This is a genomic window from Anaeromyxobacter soli, assembly GCF_022808855.1.
GTDB lineage: Bacteria > Myxococcota > Myxococcia > Myxococcales > Anaeromyxobacteraceae > Anaeromyxobacter > Anaeromyxobacter soli.
On the sequence record NZ_JAKZLF010000015.1, the window covers coordinates 17,383 to 37,854 of the forward strand.

Consider the following 20,472-nt stretch of genomic DNA (forward strand, 5'->3'; position numbering starts at 1 on the left):
AGCCGCGCGACGCTGGCGCGGCGCGCTCACCTCGGGTAAGGGTCTCCGGCTTTCTGGCCGGAGGAGCCCGACGAATGGAAGAGCAGAAGGTCACCGTCAGCCGCCGGGGCGCCGAGCGCCTCGCCGCCGGGCACCTGTGGATCTACCGCGCGGACGTGGAGAAGCTGCCCGCGGCCGAGGCTGGCGACGTCGTCGCGGTGGTGGACGGCCGCGGCCGCTTCCTCGCGAAGGCGTTCTGGTCGGCGCGCTCCAAGATCGCGCTGCGCATCGTCACGCGCGACGAGGTGCCGGTGGACGAGGCGTTCCTCGCCGAGCGGCTCGAGGCGGCGGTGGACCTGCGCCGGCGCGCGTTCGGCGACGAGCGATTCGTCCGAGTCGTCCACGGCGAGGCGGATCTCCTGCCCGGCCTCGTGGTCGATCGGTACGGCGACGCCGCGGTGCTGCAGACGCTCGTCCCCGCGACCGACCGGCGCAAGGCGCTCCTCGCCGAGCTCGTCGCCGGGGCGCTCGGCGTACGGACGATCGTCGAGCGGAACGACGTGCGCGTCCGCGAGCTCGAGGGGCTCGCCCAGGTGAAGGGCGTGCTGCGCGGGGAGGCGCCGGGCCCGGTCGTCTACCCCGAGGGCGCGGTGCGCATGCGCATCGACCTCCTCGCCGGGCAGAAGACCGGCGCGTTCCTCGACCAGCGCGAGAACCACCTGCGCGCCGGCGAGTACGCGCGCGGCCGGTGCCTCGACTGCTTCAGCTACGCGGGCGGGTTCGCGCTGCAGCTCGCCCTGCGCGCCGAGCAGGTCACGGCCGTCGAGATGCAGCCCACCGCCGCGGGGCTCCTGCGCGAGAACGTGTCGCTGAACCGGGCGGCGAACGTCGAGGTCGTCGAGGCGAACGCGTTCGACTACCTGCGCGACCGCGCCGAGGAGCCGCCCGCCTACGACCTGGTCGTGCTCGACCCCCCTGCCTTCGCGAAGAACAAGGACGCCCTCGCCGCGGCGCGGCGCGGCTACAAGGAGGTGAACCTCCGGGCGATCCAGATCCTCAAGCCGGGCGGGATCCTCGTGACCGCCTCGTGCAGCTACCACCTGGCCGAGGCGATGCTCGAGGAGCTCGTCCTCGACGCCGCGAACGACGCGGGGCGGCGCGTGCAGCTCCTCGAGCGCCGCGGCGCGGGCCGCGACCACCCCGTGCTGCTCGGCGTCCCCGAGACGCGGTACCTGAAGTGCTTCGTCCTGCGGGTGGTTTGACGCTACGCGAAGGCCCCGCGCGGGCGCTCGCCGGGCGCAGGACCTCCTATCGGCGCGGGCGCGCGGCGGGGTAGGATCTCCAGCCGCACCTCTCTCGGAGGAGACGCGCCCGGAATGATCCGGCCCGATGAGCTCGGCACCGGCCCGCTCGACGCGCTCGCCCGCGCGCCGCTCCTCGCACGCCTCGACGCGGCCGAGCGCGCCCGGCTGCTCGCCCGCGCCGAGCTCGTCACGGTCCCGGCCCGCACGCGGGTGCACGCGGACGCCGACGCCGGGCGAGGCCTCGACCTCGTGCTGGAGGGGGCCGCCACGCTCCGCAGCGCCGACCTGCCGCTCCGGCGCCTGGGGCCCGGCGACCACTTCGGCGAGCTCGCGCCGCTCTCGGCGGACCACCGCGGCGAGACCGTCACGGCGGAGACCCCGCTCACGGTGGCGCGGCTCTCGGCGCGCGGCTGGGACGCGCTCGTCCGCGACGACCCGGCCCTCGCCGCCAAGCTCGCGACCGCCCTCGCGGCGGCGCTCTCGGAGGAGCTCCGGCGCGTGACCGGCGAGATGGGGCTCCTGCTCCGCGGCCGCTCGCTGCCGCGCGCGCCCGAGGTGACGGTGCACCTCCTCGGCGAGGTCCGGCACGTCCGCACCGGGACCCGCCTCGCGGAGCTGCTCCCGGCCGAGCTCGACGGCGCGCTCGTCGTCGGCGGGCTCCTCGCGCACAAGCCGGTCTCGCTCGCGACCCCGGTCTTCACCGACACCACGGTCGCGCCGCTCACCCTCCGTCACTGGGAAGGGCGCACCATCTACGCCCACTCGGTCGGGCTCCTCCTGCTCGAGGCGGCGCACCAGCTCGCGCCCGCGCTCGCCGTCCGCATGGGCCCGTCGCGCGGGACGCGGCAGGTCGTCCTGGTCCACGGCCTCGAGCCCGCGGAGCGGCCGGCGTACGCCGCGCACCTCGCGGAGCAGATGGCGCGCCTCGCCCAGGCCGACGCGCCCTTCCGGCTCGAGTACTGGCCGACCGACGAGGCCGCCGCGTACTTCGCGGAGCGCGGGTGGGAGGACGCGGCCCGGCTCCTGCGCGTTCGACGGCAGGCCACGGTGCGGCTCGTCTCGTGCGGCGAGCTGTACGCGCTCTCGATGGGCCCTCTCCTCCCGTCCACCGGCGCGGTGCGCGGGTTCCGGCTCGAGCCCGCCGAGGAGGGGCTCGCGCTCGATCTCGGCGACCGCGATCCGCGCAACGGCCACCGCGGCGGAGCGGCGCGCCGCGGGCAGCCCTCCCGCGACGGCGGGATGGTCGCGGAGCACCAGCGCTGGCTCGAGGCGCTCGGGGTGACGAGCGTCGGCGCCTTCAACGACCTGTGCATCTCCGGCCAGGTGTCGCAGCTCATCCGGGTGGCCGAGGGCTTCCACGAGAAGCGCATCGGCCAGATCGCCGACGCCATCGCGACCCGCCGCGACCGCCTGCGGGTCATCGCCATCGCGGGCCCGTCCTCGTCGGGCAAGTCGACCTTCATCAAGCGCCTCACCGTCCAGCTCCAGATCGACGGGGTGAACCCGGTGGCGCTCGGCCTCGACGACTACTACGTGGACCGCGAGCGCACCCCGCGCGACGACGCGGGCGAGTGGGACTTCGAGGCGCTCGAGGCGATCGACCTCCCGCTCCTCCAGGACCACGTCCGCCGCCTCATCGCCGGCGAGCCGGTGCGCACCGCGCGCTACGACTTCCTCACCGGCACGAGCCACCCGGACGGCGGCCCGGTCATCCAGCTCCGCCCCCGCGACGTGCTCCTCGTCGAGGGCATCCACGGCCTCGACCCGCGCCTGCTCGACGACATCCCGCCGGCGGGCTCGCTCTACCGGGTGTTCATCCACCCCGCCACCACCCTGCCCTTCGACCGGCTCACGCGCACGTCCGCGACGGACCTGCGGCTCCTCCGGCGCATCGTGCGCGACCGCCACCGCCGCGGGTACGGGGCGGCGGAGAACATCCTGCGCTGGCCCTCGGTGCAGGCCGGCGAGCGGGAGCACATCTTCCCGCACCAGCACGAGGCGGACGCGGTGTTCGACTCGTCGCTCGTGTACGAGCCCGCCGTCCTGAAGGTCTTCGCCGAGCGGTACCTCCTGGAGGTGCCCCCCAACCACGCCGCCTACCCGACCGCCCACCGGCTCCGCTACCTCGTCGATCGCTTCGTCTCCATCTACCCCGACCACGTCCCGCCCACCTCGCTCCTGCGCGAGTTCATCGGCGGGAGCGGGTTCGAGTACTGAGGGCCGGGATGCCCTTCAACGGCAGCGACTCGCGCCGTCTCCGCCGCTTCCGCGAGCTCGTGGAGGAGACCGCGCGCGCGTGCGCCCCGGAGGACGCGGCGGCGCTGCGCACGGAGCTCGACGAGCTCGTCGACGAGCGCGCGCTCGCGGAGGCGGTCATCGACCGGACCGGCGCGCTCGTGGTGGTGCTCGATCGCGAGGGCTACGTCCGCCGCTGGAACGCCGCCTGCGCCCGCGCGACGGGGTACTCCGCGGAGGAGATGCTGGGCCGGTCGCTGTGGGACCTCATCCTCCCCGAGGAGCGGGACGGGGTCCGGGCCACCCTCGACGCGCTCCGCGCCGGCCGCGCCACCACCACGCACGAGAACCACTGGATCGCGCGCGACGGGCAGCGCCGGCTCGTGTCCTGGAGCAACGCGTCGCTGCTCGACGAGGCCGGCGAGGTCCGGGCCATCGTGGCGACGGGCCTCGACATCACCGAGCGGACGCAGGCGGAGGTCGCGCTGCGGGCGCAGGCGAAGCGGCTCGAGGCGCTCGCGGAGGCGTCGCGGGTGTTCGCCTCCGGCCTCGACTACAAGACGACCCTCGACACCGTCGCGCGCCGGCTGTGCGAGCTCATCGGCGACGGGGCGCTCATCCGCGTCGTCTCGCCGGACGGCAACTGGCTCGTCCCGGTCGCGGTCTACCACCCCTCCCCGGAGCGGGCCGCGCTGCGCCGGCGCATCATCGCCGCCGCCCCGCAGCGGACCGACGAGGGCATCACCGCGGGCCCGCTCGCGACCGGGCGGACGCTGCGCATCCCTGCGCTCTCCCAGGAGAGGGTGCGCAACGAGATGAAGCCGGAGTACTGGCCCTACCTCGAGGGCGTGACGAGCCTGCTCATCGCGCCGCTCGCCCAGCGCCACGAGGTGTTCGGCCACATCACGCTCATGCGCGACGCAGGCGGCGCGCCGTACACCGCGGACGACGAGGCTCTGCTCGAGGACCTCGCCCACCGCGCCGCGCAGGCGATCGAGAACGCGCGGCTCTACTCCGACGCGCAGAACGCGGTCGCGGCGCGCGACGAGTTCCTCTCCATCGCCTCGCACGAGCTGCGCACCCCGCTCACGGCGCTCCGCCTCGCGCTCGGGAACATGCGGCGGGTCACCTCGCGCGAGGCGCTCGAGCGGCTCCCGCCCGAGCACGTGGAGCGCGTCCTCGGGGCTGCGGAGCGGCAGGGACAGCGGCTCGAGAAGCTCGTCGCGGCGCTGCTCGACGTCTCGCGCATCCACATGGGGAAGCTGGACCTCGACCTCGAGGAGGTGGAGCTCGGGGCGGTGGTGACGGACGCGCTCGCCCAGCTCGAGGACGAGGCCTCGCAGACGGGCTCGACGCTCTCCGCCTCGGGCACGCCGGTGCGCGGCGCCTGGGACCGGCTGCGGCTCTCGCAGGTCGTGACGAACCTGCTCTCGAACGCCGTGAAGTACGGGGCCGGGAAGCCCGTCGAGGTGAGCTACGGCCCCTCCGCCACCGGCGCGGTGCTCGTGGTCCGCGATCAGGGCATCGGGATCTCCGCGTCGGATCAGCCGCAGATCTTCGAGCGCTTCGAGCGGGCGGTCTCGTCCCGCAACTACGGCGGGCTCGGGCTCGGGCTCTACATCGTGCGGCGGATCGTGGAGGCTCACGGCGGCACCATCCGCGTCGAGAGCGCGCCGGGGAAGGGCTCCACGTTCCAGGTCGAGCTGCCGCTCCGGCCGCTCTGCGCCCGCCCGGGCCACGGCGCCCTGGACCCCGCGTCCGCGCACTGAGCGCGGGAGGGTGATTCCCGAACAGGCGACCGAAGCGGCGCCGAAGCGGAATCGGCGAAGCCGATCGCGTTGGCGCAGGGACCCGGCGAGCAGGGGTGGGGGCGCAGCCCTCATCATTCATGACAAGTGCAACTCGCCGGACGAGCGGCGGGTGGTTCGACCACGGCTTCCGTGCGCATGTCGGATTCGGGCATCGACGGGGGCCGCGCACGCGCTCGTGCTCGACCCCGATGAACGCGGGAAGGCGGCGGAGCAGGGGAGCGTCTCGTCGTGTCGAGGGGCGACGGAGTGACTTCGCGCGGGGTGCGCGCGGACTTCTCGAAGGCGCCTCCGCAGCTCGCCCCGGAGCGCGGGCTGGAGCGTCGTGGGAGGTCGACCGTATTCACCTATGGTGACAGCTATCGCCAGCGGTAGCGCCGGCCGGTGTCGCGGCTCTCCTCGCGCTAGGCGGGGCGTCCCAGTTGCGGTGGGTGAAACATTCCCCATTGACGCCTTCTCGCCCCGATTGCGCTCAGGCATACGGGCGGCGCGGGAAGGCTACTCTCGCGCACGCTTCTCGCGCGTGAAGCGCGCGCCGATCGCCTTGGGGCAACGACGAGGGTGCGCCGGAGAACGCCGCACAGACCCGAGCCTGGAGCGTCCCCGGAGCTTCGAAAATCGCGTGCTACGAAGGGTGTACTGGAGGTGCATCCCCATGTCTGCGCTCACTCCCGCTGCTCTCGAGTCGAACGTCCTCGCCCTGCGCCTGCGCGAGCTCGCCGGGGAGGAACGGAACGTCCAGGTCGACTTCCTCCTGCACCTCGACGAATTCGATCGGCGCCGCGCCTTCGTCGAGATCGGCCATGCGTCCCTCTGGGCGTACTGTTTGGAGGCGCTCCACCTCCGGGAGGGCGCCGCCGGCCGGCGCATCCAGGCGATGCGGGTGCTGCGCCGCTTCCCGATCCTGGAAGCTCCGCTGCGCGATGGGCGTCTTTGCCTCTCCACCGTGGCGCTCCTCGGCCAGGTGCTCACGGAGCAGAACGTGGACGACCTCCTCGCTCGCGCCGCCTTCCGGACCCGGGCCGAGGTCGAGCACCTCGTCGCCTCCGTCCAGGCGCGCACCGCTCCGCGTGCTGGCCTTCGCAAGCTCACCGAACGCGCGCCCGCCGTGGTGAGCGCAGCGCTAGAGCTCCCGCAGGCCGAGCGGGCCGAGGTGGCTACCGCACCCGGCCCTGCGGAGCCGACCCTCGGCCCCGGTCCCACGGCCGGCGCGCTGCCGGCGCCCCCGCCCCCCGTCGCGCAGGCGAAGCGACGGGCCGAGACGCTCGCCGTCTCGGAGAGCCACTGGTCGCTCTGTGTCACCCTCGACCGCGCCTGCAAGGAGGACCTCGAGACGCTCCGGTCGCTTCTGTCGCACAAGGTCCCGGACGGCGACCTCGCGGCGGTGCTCCACGAGGCGATCCGCTGCGCCATCGAGAAGCACGGCAAGCGCAAGGGCGCGGTCGCGCCGGAGCGGAAGACGAAGGGAGCGAAGCAGGCCACGGCTGAGCAGGCCGGGACGGCGGCCGCGGCGAAGCCTTCGGAGGGGAGGACCACGATCCCGGCGATAGTGCGCCGCGCCGTGTGGAAGCGCGACGGCGGGCGCTGCGCCTGGGTCGGCCCGGACGGCTGCCGCTGCAAGAGCCGCTGGAAGCTCGAGCTCGACCACATTCAACCCGCCTCCCTCGGGGGACCATCGACGATCGACAACCTTCGGCTCGCCTGCCGAGCTCACAATCTGCTTCACGCAGAGAGGAGCTTCGGGCGCGAGCACATGGATCGCTTCCGGCGAGAGTCGAGCGACGGGCCGACGCCGCCCGCGCACGCTGACGTGGCACCTCTGCGTCCGGTCATGCAGCTGGGGATGTGGGCGCCGTGATCCGCTGCCGCGCACGGGCAACGCGCCGATGCCGAACCGGAGCGCGCGGTGCGCCGCTCGGCCGACCAGTGCCGCCTCCGTCGGTCAGCAGCCGAAGATGTGACGAATCCTCAAAGCGCAGCCCCCGTCAGATCGACAAGAAGCCGCGCGCGGGGAAGAGCAGCACGTCCTCGATCGCCTCGGCGCCGGCGACGAGCATGAGCAGGCGGTCGAACCCGACCGCGACGCCGCCCGCGGGGGGCATGCGGCCCACCGCCTCGAGGAACGGCTCGTCGAGCGGGAACACCGGGCGCCCCAGGGCGCGACGGAGCGCCTGCTCCTCCACGAGCCGCGCGCGCTGCTCCGCCGCGTCGGTGAGCTCGGTGAAGCCGTTCGCGAGCTCGAGCCCGCCCGCGTAGAGCTCGAAGCGCTCGGCCCAGCGCGGGTCGTCCGGCTTCACCCGGGAGAGCGCGGCCATCGAGGCGGGCCAGTCGACGAGGTACTCGGGCCGCTCCACGCCGAGCCGTGGCTCGACCGCGTCGAGCATCACGCGGAAGAACACGTCGTCGAACCCCTCGCCGGGCGGTCCGGGGTCGTGTCCCGCGGCGCGGGCCGCCGCGGCGAGCCGGCCGGCGTCGCCCCCGCAGGCCGCGAGGTCCACGCCAGCGTGGCGACGGAACGCGTCCGCGACGGTGGTGCGCGGGAAGGGGGCGGCGAGGTCGATGGCGCGCCCGCCGCGGGCGACGCGGGTGCCCCCCGCGACCGCGCGCGCGCACGCCTCCAGGAGCCGCTCGAGGTCCTGCATCACGCCCTCGTAGTCGGTGCCCGCCCGGTAGAGCTCGAGCATCGTGAACTCGGGGTTGTGCGTGCGCGAGATCTCGCCGTTCCGGAACACGCGCGAGAGCTGGAAGATGCGCGGGAAGCCCTCGGCGAGGAGCCGCTTCATGGCGTACTCGGGGCTGGTGATGAGCCAGAGCGGCCGCGCCGCTCCCCCGCCCTCCGGCACGAAGGGCGCCTCGAAGGGCGACAGGTGCGGCTCCATGCCGGGCGCAGGCACGAGGGTGGGCGTCTCCACCTCCTCATAGCCGAGGCCGCCGAGGAACCGGCGCACCTCGGTGGCGAGCCGGGCGCGCTGGCGGGCGCGTTCGCGTCGGGAGACGGGCATGCGCGGGGAGAGTAACCGCGCGCGCGTCGGCGTGCCGAGGGGAACCGCCGATCCCGATCCCGACCCCGACCCCGACCCCGACCCCGACCCCGACCTCGTCCCCGACCCTCCTCCCCTCGTCAACCCCTCCGCCCTCCCCGGTTGACGACCCCCTCGCCCCTCGCGATACTGCCCCTCCGCTCGCGCGAGATGCCGTCCTTCCTCGACAGACCGGGCCTCACCCTCCATTGCGAGGACGAAGGCCAGGGGCCGGCGCTCCTCGCCGTTCACGGTTGGTCCCTGTCCGGCCGCTGGCTCCTCGACGCGCTCCCGCCCGCGCTCCTCGCCGGACGCCGCGCGCTCGCGCCGGACCTGCGCGGCCACGGCCGCTCCCAGGCGGGCGCGCCCTTCACGCTCGCCGAGCTCGCGAGCGATCTCGTGGCGGCCTTCGACGCCCTCGCCCTCGAGCGCGCGGTGCTCCTCGGCTGGTCGCTCGGCGCGCAGGCGGCGCTCGCCGCGCTGCCGCGCCTGCGCGGGCGGATCGCGGGGCTCGCGCTCGTCTCGGCGACCCCGCGCTTCACCGAGGGCGAAGGCTGGCCGCACGGCCTCCCCGCGCGCACGCTCGCGGCGCTCGCGCGCCACGTGGAGCGCGACCCCGCCCGCGCCGCCGCGCGCTTCCACGAGGGCATGTTCGTGCCGGGCGAGCTCGACGCGGGCGCCGCGGTTCGCGCCGCCGCCCTCCGGGCGCGGACGCCCTTGCCCTCCCCCGCCGCGCTCCGCGCCGGGCTCGACGTGCTCGCCGCCGCGGACCTGCGCGGCGCGCTCGGCGCCCTCGACGTGCCGGTCGCCGTCGTCCACGGCGAGCGCGACCCGGTCTGCCTGCCGGGCGCGGGACGCGCGCTCGCCGGGGCGCTGCCCGGCGCGCACCTCGCCGTCATCCCCGGGGCGGGCCACGCCCCCTTCCTCTCGCGCCCGGACGCGTTCGCCGCCGCGCTCGCGCCGCTCCTCGCCGCATGCGCCTGAACCCGGTCGACAAGCGGCGCGTCCGCGCCGCCTTCTCACGCTCCGCCGCGTCCTACGACGCCCGGGCCGAGGTGCAGCGCGCCGTGCAGGACCAGGTGCTGGCGCTCCTCGCCGGCGCGGCGCCGGGCGCGCGCCGCGTGCTCGACGTGGGCGCCGGCACGGGCGCGCTCCTCTCCCGGCTCCTCGCCGCGAGGCCCGGGCTCGCCGCCGCGGCCGTGGATCTCGCGCCCGGCATGTGCGGCGCCACGCGCCGCGCCGCCCCGCGGGCGGGGGTGGCCGCGGCGGACGCGGAGGCGCTCCCGTTCCGCGACGGCGCGTTCGATCTCGTGGTGACCACCTCCACGCTCCAGTGGCTGCCGCGCGTGGCGACCGCGCTCGAGGAGGCGCGCCGGGTCCTCGCGCCGGGCGGAGTCCTGTGCGTCGCGCTCTTCGGGGAGCGCACCCTCTTCGAGCTCCGCGAGGCCTTCCGCGACGCCTCCGCCGGGAGCCCAGCGCCGGTGCACCGCTTCCTCGCGCTCGAGGAGCTCGCGCGCGCGCTCGGGGCGGCGGGGCTCACGCTGGAGGCCACGCGCGACGAGGAGCTCGTCGAGCGCCACGCGGACGCGCGCGCGGTGCTCCGCGCCCTCAAGGCGGTGGGCGCGACGAGCGCCGTGCCCGGCCGCACCGGGCTCTCGGGGCGGCGCGCCACGCTCGAGACGATCCGGCGCTACGAGGAGCGGCACGGGGGCCCGGGCGGCGTGCCCGCGACCTACCACGTGCTGTACGCGATCGCCCGGCGGCCGGCGGCTACGTCCGCGTCGCCTCGAGCTCCTTCAGGCGCGCGCGCAGCTCCTTCTCCCGCTTGAAGCGGGCGGTCACGTCGCGGATCACCGCCGACGGCCCCAGGATGTGCCCCGACGCATCGCGGATGAGCTGGATCGTGAACTCGATCGAGATCGTCTGCCCGTCCTTGCGGATCGCCGGGACCGCCAGGACCTCCGTGCCGTAGCGGGTGACGCCCGTCTCCATGACGCGGTTCCAGCCGTCCCAGTGCCGCGCGCGGAGCCGCTCGGGGATGATGAGGTCCATCGACTTCCCGATGACCTCCGCCGCGCTCCACCCGAACATCCGCTCCGCGCCGCGATTCCACAGCCGCAGCACGCCGTCGCGATCCGCGAACAGGACGGCGTCACCCGTCTCCTCGATGATCCGCGCCGCGAGCGCGCCGAACCCAGGGTCGTCCATGGTGCCTCCGTCGCGCGAGCTTAGCCCGCCGCCCGCGCCGCACGGAGGCGGCGCCCGCCGGCCCGATGGGTGACGCCCCGCACCGGCGTCCCGCTATGGCTTGCGCGCTCCGGCGGAGCCGGGTGCGCCCGGCCCGCCCGCCTCGCGCTCCGCCGCGAGCCGCGCCCGCTCGCCGGGGCCGGCGTGCTCGCCGCCGCCCGTGTCTCCCTGCTCCTCGGCCTCGAACTCGGCTCGCTCCGCCTTGTTCAACGCGCGCAGCTGGTCGCGCGGGTCGTTCGCGTCGCGGCTCTCGCGGCTCTCGGCCATCGGGTCCTCGCTCTCCGCCGCCATCGCGTGGCGGCCGCACATCCACCTTGGAGACGCTCGTGCGCGGACGCACTACACCCCGCGCGCCGCGCCCGGGGCGCGCGCCTCACGCAGCGTGAGAGGGGTCGCCGCCACGTCCCGCGGTCGCCCGCCTTGTGGCCCTGCGGGGGCGCGGGCTAACATCCGCGGGATCGTGCCCCAGGCCGCACCCCAGGCGAGCGGCGCCGACTTCAAGCCGCACCTCTTCGGCAAGTTCTTCCTCCTGCAACGGCTCGCCGTGGGGGGGATGGCCGAGATCTACCGGGCGCGCGTCCCAGGGGCCGGCGGCTTCGAGAAGGAGCTCGTGGTGAAGCGGATCCTGCCCGCGCGAGCGCAGGATCAGGGCTTCATCAAGATGCTCGTGAACGAGGCGAAGCTGACCGTCCAGCTCACGCACTCGAACATCGCGCAGATCTACGAGTGCGGCAGCTTCGAGGGGAACTTCTTCATCTCGATGGAGCTCGTGAACGGCGTCTCCCTCAAGGAGATGATGGCCGCGTTCGCCAAGGCCGGCACGCAGCTCACGCCCGAGCAGGCGATGTTCCTCGTCCTGCAGCTCCTGCAGGGCCTCGACTACGCGCACCGGAAGACCGACGGCCAGGGCAACCCGCTCCGCATCGTGCACTGCGACGTCTCCCCGGACAACGCGCTCGTGTCGTACGAGGGCGAGGTGAAGCTCCTCGACTTCGGCATCGCGCGCGCGGCGACGAACCTCTCCAACTACAAGGAGGGGATGCTGATGGGGAAGCTCGGGTACGTCGCGCCCGAGCAGGCCTCGCTCGAGAAGCGCTGGGACCACCGCGTCGACCTCTTCGCGGCGGGGATCCTCCTCTACGAGCTCCTCACGAAGCAGAAGCCGTTCCCGAAGGCCACCGACGTCGAGTCCCTCGTCCAGGCGCGCAAGGCGAAGGTCGTCCCGCCGACCGCGATCGACCCCCGGCTGCCGAAGGACCTCGACGCGATCGTCGCCACCGCGCTCGCCTACGATCCCGACGACCGCTACCCCGACGCCCGCTCGTTCGCGGACGCGCTCGTGGACGTGCTGTTCCCCACGCCGCACTCGTCGATCCAGGATCTCCTCGCCAGCCAGATGAAGGCGGTGTTCGCGGACAAGGTGCAGCGCCAGCGCGCGGCCCGCGCCCACGACCCGCTCATCATGAAGGTCCTCACGAACGCGGCGGCGGCGGCCGGCGTGCTCCCGGGCGCGGCCGAGCAGACCCCGGTGAAGGCCTGGGAGCCGCAGGTCGAGGCCGCGCCCTCCCCCGAGCCGCGCCGCGCGCCCTCGCGCGCGCCGCGCACGCGGACGGTCGTGAAGGCCGGTGTCCGGCTGCGCACCGCCTTCCTCGTCGGCCTCGTGGTGGCGGTCGCCGGCTTCGCCGGGCTGCGCTACGCCGATCCCTGGCTGCGATCGGGCGTCCTCGTCGTGACCTCCGATCCTCCCGGCGCGGACGTCACGCTCGACGGCGCGCCGACCGGCCTCACCACGCCCGCGGTGATCGAGGACGTCCGGCTCGCGCGCCCCCACGAGATCGCGCTCGGCGGCGAGGGGCTCCGCGGAGTCACGCTCGCCACCCAGCCCACCCCGGGCCGGCTCGTGACGCGCGTGCACTCCGAGCTCGCCTCGGCGTTCGGCGCGCTCCGCGTCGAGAGCGATCCGCCCGGCGCCGAGGTGCGGTTCGACGAGCGGCCCGCCGGGAAGACCCCCATCACGATCCCGGGCGTGCGGCTCGACGAGCGCCACCGCATCGACCTCACGCTCACGGGCCACGAGATCGACCAGTTCGTGGTGCTGCCGGCGAAGGACGGGTCGCAGTTCGCGCGCAAGCTCGCGCGCCTCGACGGGGGCAAGCCGAGGCCGTGACCGCGGGCGCGATGCGGCTCGTCGTCGAGGACGAGGCGGGGACCCGCTCGACGGTGCCGTTCACCGGCGACGAGCTCGTCGTCGGCCGCGCCGCCGAGGGCGTCGCCGTGCGGCTCTCGGATCGCGACGTCTCGCGGCGCCACGCGCGGTTCCTGCGCGCGAGCGGGTCCGTTCACGTGGAGGACCTGGGGAGCCTCACCGGCACGCGGGTCAACGGCGAGCGGATCACCTCCCGCCGGCGCCTGCGCGAAGGCGACCTCGTCCAGATCGGGAGCTACGATCTCGCGCTGTTCGGCGAGGCCGTCACGGCGGCCCCCGGCTCGCCGCCGCCGCTGCCGCCCACGCCGCGCCCGCCGAGCGGCGAGACCCCGGCCCCGGCCACCGCCCCGGATCCTGCGGCGCAGCGCCCTCCCGCGCCCGCGACGCCGCTGCCGCCGCAGCCGGTGCGCGCGCCGCTGCCGCCCCGCCCCGCGACCGAGCCCGCCCGCGCCTCCCCGGGAGACGGCGCGGGCGCGATCGCCCGGCGCGCCCTCGTCGCGGGCCTCGCCGCGCTCCTGCTCGGTGCGGCCGCGGGGTACGCCATCGGGACCGCGACCGCTCCCCCCGCGCCGCCCGCGGCGCTCACTCGCCCCTGAAGCGCGGCCGGCGCCGCTCCTGCCAGGCGGCCCGCCCCTCGCGCATGTCCGCGCTCTCGAAGGCGCGCCGCCTGAGGTCCGCGATCTCCCCGCGCTCCGGGTCCGAGAGCCCGCGCTCGTGCGCGCCCTCGAGGAGCCGGAGGATCCGCTTCATGCCCCGCACCGCCAGCGGCGCGTTGGCCGCGATGTCGGCGGCGAGCGCGAGCGCGTCCCCCTCGGCCGCCTCCGCCGACGCGACGCGGTTCACGATCCCCCAGGCGAGCGCGGTCTCGGCGTCGATCGGGCGCCCCGTGAAGAACAGCTCGCGCGTGCGCGCCGCCCCGACGAGATCGGCGAAGCGCCGCAGGCCGCCCTCCGGGTACACGACGCCCAGCTTCGCGGGCGGCATCCCGAGCTTCACCCCCGCGCGCGCGACGCGCAGGTCGCAGGTGACCGCGAGCTCGAACCCGCCGCCGAACGCGCCGCCGTTCAGGAACGCCACCGTCGGGCACGGCACCGCGTCGAGCGCCGCGGCGGTGCGCTCGACCGCCTCGTCGGGCCGCTCGCCGCGCGCCGAGGTGAGCGAGATCTCGGCGAGGTCGAAGCCGGAGGAGAAGGCCTCCTCGCCGGCGCCGCGCAAGACGAGGCAGCGCACGCCGCCGTCCGACGCCGCGACGCACGCGGCCTCGAGCTCCTCCAGCGCCTGGAAGTCGAGCGCGTTCCGCTTCGCCGCGTTGTCGAGGACGAGGACGCGGACCGGGCCGTGATCCTCGGCGCGTACGCGAGGCGCCATCGGCTACTCCATCACAGCGGTGTGAATCCGTGACGTCATGCGCTCTCCGCTCGCCAGCCGTGAGGGACGCGCGACGTTAGCCCGGAGGCACGCATCCGGCAACCCGCGCGGAGGTCGAGGCGGGCGGCGAGGTGCTCGGCGCGCTCGCCGCAAATGAAAAGGGTCCGCGCGAAGGCGGACCCTTGCAGCGATGGTACCGGGGGCGACCACTCCTCGGTTTACCGGCGTGAGACCGGTATCGCGTGTAGTCGATGGATGGCCATCGGCTCGCGCGACGTCAACCCCGCGGAGCTCGTGGCCCCCGCGGGGGAAGCGGGCGCGCGCAGCGCCTCGCGCACCGCGTCGGCGAGCGCCTCGTAGCTCACGGGCTTTCGCAGGAAGCGCGCCACGCCGAGCGCGGCGAGCCGCGCCTCCTCGCTCGCGCCACCGCTCGAGGCCGCGATGACGGGGAGCGCGGCGAGCAACGGCGCGGCGCGGATCCGCTCGACGAGCGCCACGCCGGACATCGTCGGCATGAAGACGTCGGTGACGACGAGGTCCACCGTCGGCGCGCGCAGGAGGCGCGCGAGCGCCTCGCCGCCGTCGCGCGCGCGCTCGATGGCGAGCGGTCGCCGGTCGGCGCTCGAGAGCCGCCGCAGCGCGGCCTCGTACATCGACGCGACGAGCGTGTTGTCCTCGACGACGAGCACCCGCGGGACGGCCACGGCGGCGGACTCCCCGGAGCTGGCGGCGGCGAGGGGGATCGAGCGGGAGCGGATGTCGTCGTTCACGGTGCCTCCGGACTGTCGAGGCATCATCGCTCGATAGGGCGAACGTGGCACGCGCTACGGGTGAACCCTTCTCGGGCGTCATGGGGTCTCGGGACGCTCTTCGGCCGGGCGGGAGGGGTGGGCGATGCTCGCACCGGGTGCGACGTGCGCGCCGGTCACGGGAGCCCTCTGGGCCGCGAAGTTCGAGCCGGCTCGTTGCGAGCGGCGCCCGCCCGCCGATATCGTCCGAAGGTTCCCTCACACCTCACACCGAGGAGGCAGCATGCAGTCCCTGCAAGGACGGGTCGCGCTCGTGACCGGCGGCGGACGGGGCATCGGGCGGGCGATCGCGATCGCGCTCGCGCGCGCGGGCGCAGACGTCGCGGTGGCCGCCCGGACCGTGCCCGAGATCGAGGCGGTCGCGGCGGAGATCGCCGCGCTGGGCCGGCGGACGCACTTCTTCCCCCTCGACGTGTCCGACCGCGCGCGCGTGGCGGCGGCGCCGCGGGAGGTCGAGGCGCAGCTCGGGCCGGTCGACCTGCTCGTGAACAACGCCGGCATCCACGGCAGCGCGCCGCTGCAGCGGCTCGACGACGCGCAGTGGGACGGCATCCTCGCCGTGGACCTCACCGCGCCCTTCGTGCTCACCCGCGCCTGCCTGCCCGGCATGTACGAGCGCCGCTTCGGCCGCGTGATCAACGTCGCCTCGGTCGCCGGCAAGATCGGCCTCAAGTACGGAGCGGCCTACGCGGCGGCGAAGCACGGGCTCATCGGGCTCACCCGCAGCCTCGCGCTCGAGGGCGCGCGCAAGGGCGTCACGGCGAACGCGATCTGCCCGAGCTGGACCGAGACGCGGATGATGCAGGAGGCGGCGCACGACGTGGCGATCGCCACCGGGCGGAGCGAGGCGGAGGCACGCGAGGCGATGCTGCGCGAGAACCCGCTCGGCCGCGCCGCCCTGCCGGAGGAGGTCGCGGACGTCGCCGTGCTCCTCGCGTCGAACGGCGCCATCACCGGGCAGGCGATCCACGTGGACGGCGGCGAGGTGATGGCCTGACCGGCCCCGCTCGCGCGAACGACCGGGCGCTCTCCCGCCGCCCCGGAGCCCGGGCTCTTGACGCGCTGCGCCTCCACCTGCGCTAATCGGCCTCTTTTTTTCCTCGAGGAGACCCATGCAGCAGACCAAGTACCTGCTCGGCGAGGACCGCATCCCCACCCACTGGTACAACGTGGTGGCGGACCTCCCCGCGCCCCCGGCGCCCGTGCTCCACCCCGGCACCGGCGCGCCCGTGACGCCCGCGGACATGCTCCCGCTCTTCCCGCCGGCGGTCCTCGAGCAGGAGATGTCGGGCGAGCGGTGGATCCCCATCCCCGAGGAGGTCCGGCGGATCTACGCGCTGTGGCGCCCCTCGCCGCTCTTCCGCGCCCACCGGCTCGAGGCGGCGCTCGGGACCCCCGCGCGCATCTACTACAAGTACGAGGGCGTCTCACCGGCGGGCTCGCACAAGCCGAACACCGCCGTGCCGCAGGCCTACTACAACAAGCTCGCGGGCACGAAGCGGATCGCCACCGAGACCGGCGCCGGCCAGTGGGGCAGCTCGATGGCGCTCGCGTGCCGGATGTTCGGGCTCGAGTGCACCGTCTACATGGTGAAGGTTTCGTTCCAGCAGAAGCCCTACCGGAAGAGCATGATGCAGCTCTGGGGCGCGGAGGTGGTGCCCTCGCCCTCCCCCCGCACCGCCGCCGGGCGCGCCATCCTCGCGCAGGACCCGGAGAGCCCCGGGTCGCTCGGGATCGCCATCTCGGAGGCGGTCGAGGACGCCGTCTCGCGGGAGGACACCCGCTACGCGCTCGGCAGCGTGCTGAACCACGTCTGCCTGCACCAGACGGTGATCGGGCTCGAGGCGAAGGAGCAGCTCGCCCTCGCCGGCGACTACCCCGACGTCATCGTCGCCGCGCACGGCGGCGGCTCGAACTTCGCCGGCGTGGGGTTCCCCTTCGTCGCCGACAAGGCCGCCGGCAAGCAGGTCCGCATCGTCGCGGTCGAGCCGTCGTCCTGCCCGACGCTCACGAAGGGCGTCTACGCCTTCGACTACGGCGACACCGCCCGGATGGCGCCCATCACCAAGATGTACACCCTGGGTCACGACTTCATGCCGCCCGGCATCCACGCCGGCGGCCTGCGCTACCACGGCGCGTCGCCCCTCGTGTCGCAGCTCGTCCACCACGGGATCGTCGAGGCGCGCGCGGTCGGCCAGCTCGGCTGCTTCGAGGCCGCCACCCTCTTCGCGCGGACCGAGGCGATCATCCCGGCGCCCGAGTCGTCGCACGCGATCCGGGGCGCCGTGGACGAGGCGCTCCGGGCGAAGGAGGAGGGCAAGGAGCGGGTGATCCTCTTCAACCTCTCCGGCCACGGGCACGTCGACATGGCGGCCTACGACGACTACTTCGCGGGGCGGCTCGAGGACGCCGAGTACCCCGCCGAGAAGGTCGCGGCCTCGCTCGCGAACCTCCCGAAGGTGAAGCTCTAGCTTTGCCCGGCCGCATGCTCCCGGGCGGCGCGCGCCTCGCCGCGGCCACGCTCGCCGCCTGCCTCCTCGTCGCCTCGGCCGCTCCGGCCGTGGCCGCGGAGCCGCGCGCGCAACCAGGCTCCGTATCGACGGCGACGCCGGCCCCGGCCCCGGCCCCGACGCAGGCCCAGGACGCGACCGCGACTCCGACCCCGCTCCCCGCCCCCGCGGACGCCCCCGCCGATCCGGCCTTCCCGCGCCTCGACTTCGCTCCCCACGAGCCGACGCCCGACCGTCCCCCGCCGCGGGCCCTCCCGCCCGCGGCGCCGAACCCGTCGCTCGCGCCGGTGCTCGAGTCGCCCGAGCGACCCGAGGCGGTCACGCCGCCGCAGCGGCCGGCGGTGGTCATCCGCACCATCATCGGGCTCGCGCTGCTCGTCGCCCTCGCCTACGCGGCGGCGCACCCGGCCGTGGTGCGCTGGGAGCGGCGCATCCGCGTCTCGCAGCTCGTGGCCGCCGGGCTCCCCTTCATCGCGCTCGGGATGATCGCCCGCGCGCCGCCGTTCGCCGTGCTGTCGGACGACGTGCTCGCCCAGCTCGCCCCGGTGCTGCGGCTCGGCCTCGGCTGGATCGGCTTCATCGTGGGGTTCCGGCTCGACGCGCGGGAGCTCTCTGGCACCGACGAGCGAGCGGTCGCGTCGGCCGCGCTGCTCAGCTCGCTGCCGTTCGCCGCGGTCGTCGCCGGCGCAGCCGCGGTGCTCCTGCCGGCCGGCCCGCTCGCGGAGCGGCTCCGCGACCCGGTGTTCCTGCGCGACGCGCTCGTCCTCGGCACGGCCGCCTCGATGACGGCCGCGACGGTCCCGCACCTCCTGCCTGCTCGCACGCCGCCGGCCGCCGTCGCGGTCCTCGGCCGGATCGTCCGGCTCGAGGAGATCGCCGGCATCCTCGGGCTCGCCCTCGTCGCGGCGTACTTCCGCCCGCAGGGGGACGCCGTGACCTGGCGGCTCCCCGGGACGGCGTGGCTCATGCTCACCGCCGGCGCGGGCACGCTGCTCGGCCTCGTCGTCCTCGTCCTGCTGCGCCGGGCGCGGAGCGGGCCCGAGTTCTCCGTGCTGACGCTCGGCTCGGTCGCCTTCTCGTCGGGCCTCGCGGGCTACCTGCACCTCTCGTCGGTGGTGGTCTGCTTCGTGGCCGGCGTGATCCTCGCGAACTTCCCGGGGAAGCACCAGGCGCGCTTCCGCGCCGTGCTCGACCTGCTCGAGCGCCCGGTCTACCTCGTGCTCCTCGTCATCCTCGGCGCGCTCTGGCCCACCCGGTCGGTCACCGGCTGGCTCCTCATCCCGGTGTTCGTCGGCGCGCGCTTGCTGGGGCGCTGGGCCGGCGCGAGGGTGGCGGTGCGCATGGGCGCGCTCGACCTCGACGCGGGTGCCCGCCGCGTCGTCATCGTGGCGCCGGTCGGGTCGCTCGCGATCGCCATCGTCGTGAACGCGCAGCTCCTCTATCCCGGCGGCTCCATCGCCGACGCGGTGGTGGCGGTCGTGGGCGGCGCGCTCGCCACCGAGGCGCTCGTCCACACGTTCGGGCGGGGCCGGATCGCGCCCGCCCCCGAGCCGCGCGGGGAGCCGACGCCGTGATCGACGCGGTCCTCCTCGCCCTCCTCGCCGGCCTCATGCACGCGGCGCGCACGTTCTCGACGGGCGGCGCCCCGCCCGCGGGGACCTCCCTCGGCTTCGGCTACCTGCTCCTCACCGCCTTCCTCTCCGGCCGGATCTTCGCCGCGGTGCGGCTCCCGAAGCTCACCGGCTACATCGCGGCGGGCGTCGTGGTCGGCCCGTCCGTGCTCGGGTTCCTCGACTCGGCCGTCGTCGAGAACCTCCAGATCGTGAACGGGGTGGCGGTGTCGCTCATCGCCCTCACCGCCGGGACGGAGCTGCGCCTCGCCCGCATCCGGCCGCTCGCGCGCACCATCGGGATCACCACCGCGATGGGCGTCGTCGGGGGCGCGCTCGCCATCGCCGCGACCCTGCTCCTCCTGCGCGGTCAGCTCCCGTTCCTCTCCGCGCTGCCGGCCCTCCAGGCCGCCGCGGTCGCGCTCGTGCTCGGCGTGGTGCTCGTCGCCCAGTCCCCGGCGGTGGTGGTCGCGCTCTCGGACGAGCTCCGCGCGGACGGCCCCGTGACGCGCGTCGTGCTCGGGGTGGTGGTCCTCGCGGACCTGTTCGTCATCGTGCTCTTCGCCCTCGCCTCCGCGGCCGCGAAGGCGGCGCTCGGGGTCGCGGGCGGGGCGAGCGCCGCGGTCGGGCACATCGCCTGGGAGCTCCTCGGCTCGATCGTGGCGGGGTTCGTCCTCGCGGCGCTCCTCGCCGCCTACCTGCGCTGGGTCCGGCGGGGCGCGACGCTCTTCGTGCTCGCCGCCGCCTTCGTGGTCGCCGAGGTGGGCCAGCGCATCGGGTTCGACCCGCTCCTCGTCTCCCTCACCGCGGGCGTCCTCGTGCGCAACCTCACGCGGCACGGGGACGAGCTGCACGAGCTCGTCTCGGGGGCGTCCCTGCCGGTGTACGTCATCTTCTTCGCCGTCACCGGCGCGAAGCTGCACCTCTCGGCGGTCCCGCCGGTCGCGCTGCCGGTGCTCGCGATCGTGGCGGTGCGGGCGGCCTCGCTGCTCATCGCCGGACGGATGGGCGCGCGCGCGGCGGGCGCGCCGCCGGAGGTGGCCCGCTGGGCGCCGTTCGGGCTCTTGCCGCAGGCCGGGGTCGCGCTCGCGCTCGCGCTCCTCTTCGCGCGGGCGTTCCCGGAGTTCGGGGGCGAGGCCTCGGCGGTGGCGCTCGGGGTCGTGGCGATGAACGAGATCGTGGCGCCCGCCGTGTACCGGCTCGCGCTCCTCCGGAGCGGGGAGGCCGGGCGCGTCGAGGCGCGCCCGACGCCGGCGCCCACGACCGCGCGAGCCGAGCAGGGCTGATTGCGCGGCGCGTCGTGCCCGGCGCGGAGCCGCCGCCCGCCCGGGCGCCCCATGGGGGACCGGCGAGGGCCTCGCTCGCGGCGTAAGCCA

The 20,472-nt window shown here is 75.2% G+C and carries 17 protein-coding genes; 12 read left to right on the forward strand and 5 right to left on the reverse strand.

Annotated elements, in window-relative coordinates:
* Nucleotides 1-74: 74 nt before the first annotated feature.
* From MLV88_RS12195 to MLV88_RS12210, 4 genes are all read left to right on the forward strand, one after another.
* Nucleotides 75-1,241 carry a class I SAM-dependent rRNA methyltransferase gene (locus MLV88_RS12195; RefSeq protein WP_242340949.1) on the forward strand — a complete coding sequence of 389 codons (1,167 nt, stop codon included), beginning with the start codon at nt 75-77 and terminating at the stop codon, nt 1,239-1,241.
* A gap of 114 nt (nt 1,242-1,355) precedes the next feature.
* Nucleotides 1,356-3,500 (forward strand): cyclic nucleotide-binding domain-containing protein, encoded by a 2,145-nt coding sequence (locus tag MLV88_RS12200; protein ID WP_243337607.1) that lies wholly within the window; start codon nt 1,356-1,358, stop codon nt 3,498-3,500.
* 8 nt (nt 3,501-3,508) lie between these two features.
* Nucleotides 3,509-5,287 (forward strand): sensor histidine kinase, encoded by a 1,779-nt coding sequence (locus tag MLV88_RS12205; RefSeq protein ID WP_242340946.1) that lies wholly within the window; start codon nt 3,509-3,511, stop codon nt 5,285-5,287.
* A 694-nt stretch (nt 5,288-5,981) separates the two neighbouring features.
* Entirely contained in the window at nt 5,982-7,184 is a 1,203-nt protein-coding gene (locus MLV88_RS12210) for an HNH endonuclease (protein ID WP_242340945.1), read from the forward strand.
* A 127-nt stretch (nt 7,185-7,311) separates the two neighbouring features.
* Here MLV88_RS12210 and epmA read toward each other — a convergent pair whose 3' ends face one another.
* Nucleotides 7,312-8,328 carry an EF-P lysine aminoacylase EpmA gene (gene epmA / locus MLV88_RS12215; protein WP_242340944.1) on the reverse strand — a complete coding sequence of 339 codons (1,017 nt, stop codon included), beginning with the start codon at nt 8,326-8,328 and terminating at the stop codon, nt 7,312-7,314.
* 189 nt (nt 8,329-8,517) lie between these two features.
* On the opposite strand from epmA, the gene MLV88_RS12220 reads away from it, so the two are divergent.
* Together MLV88_RS12220 and MLV88_RS12225 are read left to right on the forward strand one after the other, a co-directional pair.
* Nucleotides 8,518-9,330, forward strand: coding sequence for an alpha/beta fold hydrolase (locus tag MLV88_RS12220; protein ID WP_242372629.1), 813 nt, complete (start codon nt 8,518-8,520; stop codon nt 9,328-9,330).
* Nucleotides 9,321-10,175 (forward strand): methyltransferase domain-containing protein, encoded by an 855-nt coding sequence (locus MLV88_RS12225; RefSeq protein ID WP_242341513.1) that lies wholly within the window; start codon nt 9,321-9,323, stop codon nt 10,173-10,175. Before MLV88_RS12220 ends, MLV88_RS12225 begins: the two co-directional genes overlap by 10 nt.
* Here the strand turns inward: MLV88_RS12225 and MLV88_RS12230 are convergent.
* Together MLV88_RS12230 and MLV88_RS12235 are read right to left on the reverse strand one after the other, a co-directional pair.
* Complete coding sequence (locus MLV88_RS12230; RefSeq protein WP_242357034.1) at nt 10,117-10,554, reverse strand: PAS domain-containing protein; 438 nt, start codon at nt 10,552-10,554, stop codon at nt 10,117-10,119. The genes MLV88_RS12225 and MLV88_RS12230 overlap by 59 nt on opposite strands.
* Before the next feature lie 93 nt (nt 10,555-10,647).
* Nucleotides 10,648-10,860, reverse strand: coding sequence for a hypothetical protein (locus MLV88_RS12235; RefSeq protein WP_242341515.1), 213 nt, complete (start codon nt 10,858-10,860; stop codon nt 10,648-10,650).
* A gap of 193 nt (nt 10,861-11,053) precedes the next feature.
* On the opposite strand from MLV88_RS12235, the gene MLV88_RS12240 reads away from it, so the two are divergent.
* Nucleotides 11,054-12,760, forward strand: a complete 1,707-nt coding sequence (locus MLV88_RS12240) for a serine/threonine-protein kinase (protein ID WP_242341516.1) — start codon at nt 11,054-11,056, stop codon at nt 12,758-12,760.
* The gene (locus MLV88_RS12245) at nt 12,757-13,395 is read left to right on the forward strand and encodes an FHA domain-containing protein (RefSeq protein WP_243337608.1); all 639 of its coding nucleotides are present in this window, start codon (nt 12,757-12,759) and stop codon (nt 13,393-13,395) included. Before MLV88_RS12240 ends, MLV88_RS12245 begins: the two co-directional genes overlap by 4 nt.
* Here MLV88_RS12245 and MLV88_RS12250 read toward each other — a convergent pair.
* Complete coding sequence (locus tag MLV88_RS12250; RefSeq protein ID WP_242339114.1) at nt 13,382-14,167, reverse strand: enoyl-CoA hydratase-related protein; 786 nt, start codon at nt 14,165-14,167, stop codon at nt 13,382-13,384. The two genes, MLV88_RS12245 and MLV88_RS12250, sit on opposite strands and share 14 nt — an antisense overlap.
* 218 nt (nt 14,168-14,385) lie before the next feature.
* A complete protein-coding gene (locus MLV88_RS12255) occupies nt 14,386-14,937 on the reverse strand; it encodes a response regulator (protein WP_242339116.1) in 552 nt (183 codons plus the stop codon).
* A 262-nt stretch (nt 14,938-15,199) separates the two neighbouring features.
* Between MLV88_RS12255 and MLV88_RS12260 the strand changes: the two genes are divergently transcribed.
* From MLV88_RS12260 to MLV88_RS12275, 4 genes are all read left to right on the forward strand, one after another.
* Complete coding sequence (locus MLV88_RS12260) at nt 15,200-15,973, forward strand: SDR family NAD(P)-dependent oxidoreductase (RefSeq protein ID WP_242339118.1); 774 nt, start codon at nt 15,200-15,202, stop codon at nt 15,971-15,973.
* Between the two features lie 115 nt (nt 15,974-16,088).
* Nucleotides 16,089-17,447 carry a TrpB-like pyridoxal phosphate-dependent enzyme gene (locus MLV88_RS12265; RefSeq protein ID WP_242339120.1) on the forward strand — a complete coding sequence of 453 codons (1,359 nt, stop codon included), beginning with the start codon at nt 16,089-16,091 and terminating at the stop codon, nt 17,445-17,447.
* 14 nt (nt 17,448-17,461) lie between these two features.
* Entirely contained in the window at nt 17,462-19,060 is a 1,599-nt protein-coding gene (locus MLV88_RS12270; protein ID WP_242355358.1) for a cation:proton antiporter, read from the forward strand.
* Nucleotides 19,057-20,382, forward strand: coding sequence for a cation:proton antiporter (locus tag MLV88_RS12275; protein ID WP_242339124.1), 1,326 nt, complete (start codon nt 19,057-19,059; stop codon nt 20,380-20,382). Before MLV88_RS12270 ends, MLV88_RS12275 begins: the two co-directional genes overlap by 4 nt.
* Nucleotides 20,383-20,472 lie beyond the last annotated feature (90 nt).

Bases quoted from the DNA above. Each gene is read 5' to 3' on its own strand.
- MLV88_RS12195 (WP_242340949.1), top strand. From the start codon at position 75: ATGGAAGAGCAGAAGGTCACCGTCAGCCGCCGGGGCGCCGAGCGCCTC.
- MLV88_RS12200 (WP_243337607.1), top strand. From the start codon at position 1,356: ATGATCCGGCCCGATGAGCTCGGCACCGGCCCGCTCGACGCGCTCGCC.
- MLV88_RS12205 (WP_242340946.1), top strand. From the start codon at position 3,509: ATGCCCTTCAACGGCAGCGACTCGCGCCGTCTCCGCCGCTTCCGCGAG.
- MLV88_RS12210 (WP_242340945.1), top strand. From the start codon at position 5,982: ATGTCTGCGCTCACTCCCGCTGCTCTCGAGTCGAACGTCCTCGCCCTG.
- epmA (WP_242340944.1), bottom strand. From the start codon at position 8,328: ATGCCCGTCTCCCGACGCGAACGCGCCCGCCAGCGCGCCCGGCTCGCC.
- MLV88_RS12220 (WP_242372629.1), top strand. From the start codon at position 8,518: ATGCCGTCCTTCCTCGACAGACCGGGCCTCACCCTCCATTGCGAGGAC.
- MLV88_RS12225 (WP_242341513.1), top strand. From the start codon at position 9,321: ATGCGCCTGAACCCGGTCGACAAGCGGCGCGTCCGCGCCGCCTTCTCA.
- MLV88_RS12230 (WP_242357034.1), bottom strand. From the start codon at position 10,554: ATGGACGACCCTGGGTTCGGCGCGCTCGCGGCGCGGATCATCGAGGAG.
- MLV88_RS12235 (WP_242341515.1), bottom strand. From the start codon at position 10,860: ATGGCCGAGAGCCGCGAGAGCCGCGACGCGAACGACCCGCGCGACCAG.
- MLV88_RS12250 (WP_242339114.1), bottom strand. From the start codon at position 14,167: ATGGCGCCTCGCGTACGCGCCGAGGATCACGGCCCGGTCCGCGTCCTC.
- MLV88_RS12260 (WP_242339118.1), top strand. From the start codon at position 15,200: ATGCAGTCCCTGCAAGGACGGGTCGCGCTCGTGACCGGCGGCGGACGG.
- MLV88_RS12265 (WP_242339120.1), top strand. From the start codon at position 16,089: ATGCAGCAGACCAAGTACCTGCTCGGCGAGGACCGCATCCCCACCCAC.
- MLV88_RS12270 (WP_242355358.1), top strand. From the start codon at position 17,462: ATGCTCCCGGGCGGCGCGCGCCTCGCCGCGGCCACGCTCGCCGCCTGC.